Here is a 1,738-nt window from a genome sequence, read left to right as displayed (position 1 = left end):
ACCGCTTAGCATCGCGCACCACGTGCGGTCCCCGCGTGGTCCCCCGGTCCGTAGATGGTCCGGCCGGCCCTCCGATCCGTAGCGTCGGCCGAGCTGTCCAAAACCGTCCCGTCCCCGGCATTCGTGGCTGACCCTGCTCCTGCAGGTGTTTTCGTCCGTACCTCATGGTCCGAGGCTGTTGCTGTCAACGGTTGCTGTCAGCCCCTGGCACCCGCTCCCGCAGACATCAGCGGTTCACGAAGCCGGGGTAGGCGTCCACGCCTCCATCGAGCCGCTGCACCATGAGCTGGTCTCCTTTGCGCCAGATCGTCTCGCCGGGGTACACGAGGACCGGTTGATCCAGGACGAAGTGGCCCCAGCGATCAATCAGCGTGAGGCGGTCGGCCTGCTCGCGGAACGATGGACTCCTCTTTTTGGCCGTGTTCATGCTCGACAGCATCGGCCAAGCGGCAGACGGGCTCAACAGCTGGCGCTTGACGAGTCCTGACCGGGATCGCAGTGACCTACGAATTACGAGATCAAGATGCGCGATCCGGCGGCCTGGGCACCTCGGCCGCTACCAGCGGAAACACCTCTCGACATCTCTCATCACTCCCCGTCGTCCGTCGACTTCTTGCGGACTGGATGCGGCCCCCTAGGACCAGGCCACGGCCTGGGGACTAGAAGAAGATCGCGGATGACTGGTCGGGTGACTGTGTCCCTGGTCAGCCCGTCCGTCGTTGTCGGGCATCGTCGGCGCTTGCAGGCTGTCCTGGCTGTACCGATGGCTGTACGGCATGCTGGCGTAGACCCTCTGATCCCTCGATGGGTGCACTGAGGGCACTGCATCGGGATGCGGAGGGGCAACAGTGCTTGTCGACCACCTGACGACGGCCCTCGTGACAGCAATGGTCGCGTTGGTTGAATCCGTCGAGTCGGGCCGGGATGTAGAGCGCATCGCCTTGAATACGCTGGAAGAGATCGCATACCTGTTCGGCGAGATGAGTTCCGACGAACGCCAGGAGTTCCGTGACCTGTTGGAGCGCCTTGCGGCAGCGGAGCCCGAACGCGCCGACTTCATCCGCAGCCTGCCAGGCTCGCCGGGTTGAATCTGGAGTCGTAGAGCGGACCTCCTCGTCGGGCAGTCGCCAGACCGTCCGGCCTCCCCGCACGGGGACAAGGTGGGGCGCCCTACCGGATGAACGACCTTGGCCCCGTCCGGGGAGGCTGGTGGCCCTTGTGGTGCCCGGCGAGGTGATCCGCGGCGGCATCTCTCTGAGGGCCAGGGTTCGGGGCGGAGCTCCGAGGTCCTTGGGTGCCATCGTCCGGGTCATATTCCCCGGCATGGATCAGGACGACCGGGTGAACGGTGGGTCCCAGTTGAGCTTGAACGAGAAGGTGCTCTTGATCCTGCTCGTGGCACTCTTGGTGATCCCGTGCCTGGGCTGTCTGATGCTGCTATGGAACGACTGATCGCCTCGGCCGGCCGGCCCGGCCGATGCCGGGCGGAGGTCGCCAGCAGGCCGGGACCGGGCCGGCGCGGCCCGCTTGCGGGCCGCCTTCATGCACAGAGCGAACGATTCGGCAGGCATCCCGAGTAAGCGCTTGAGACTTGACCAGCGGTCAAGCAACGCTAGCCAGCACCAACTTGACTGAGCTTGGTCCCCAAAACGGCGAAAGGGCCGACCCGATTTCCGGATCAGCCCTCTGACCTGCGTCGGGACGGCCGGATTCGAACCGACGACCCCTTGACCCCCAG

At 65.4% G+C, this 1,738-nt stretch carries 3 protein-coding genes; 2 read left to right on the top strand and 1 reads right to left on the bottom strand.

What is annotated here, in order from left to right; translation table 11 throughout:
• Window positions 1-226 precede the first annotated feature (226 nt).
• Window positions 227-427, bottom strand: a complete 201-nt coding sequence (locus KBX34_RS32880; RefSeq protein ID WP_210928962.1) for a hypothetical protein — start codon at window positions 425-427, stop codon at window positions 227-229.
• Between the two features lie 421 nt (window positions 428-848).
• Between KBX34_RS32880 and KBX34_RS32875 the strand changes: the two genes are divergently transcribed.
• On the top strand, window positions 849-1,088 hold the full coding sequence (locus tag KBX34_RS32875; RefSeq protein WP_210928961.1) for a hypothetical protein: 240 nt from the start codon (window positions 849-851) through the stop codon (window positions 1,086-1,088).
• A 235-nt stretch (window positions 1,089-1,323) separates the two neighbouring features.
• Window positions 1,324-1,452, top strand: coding sequence for a hypothetical protein (locus KBX34_RS34150; protein WP_282102717.1), 129 nt, complete (start codon window positions 1,324-1,326; stop codon window positions 1,450-1,452).
• Window positions 1,453-1,738 lie beyond the last annotated feature (286 nt).

Origin of the sequence: Micromonospora sp. M61 (genome assembly GCF_018070245.1) — a bacterium.
GTDB classification, from domain to species: Bacteria; Actinomycetota; Actinomycetes; order Mycobacteriales; family Micromonosporaceae; genus Micromonospora; species Micromonospora zamorensis.
This window is presented reverse-complemented; position numbering and strand designations above follow the sequence as displayed.

What these genes read in the sequence shown, in the direction of transcription:
- KBX34_RS34150 (WP_282102717.1), top strand. Translation starts at nt 1,324, where the DNA reads ATGGATCAGGACGACCGGGTGAACGGTGGGTCCCAGTTGAGCTTGAAC.
- KBX34_RS32880 (WP_210928962.1), bottom strand. Translation starts at nt 427, where the DNA reads ATGAACACGGCCAAAAAGAGGAGTCCATCGTTCCGCGAGCAGGCCGAC.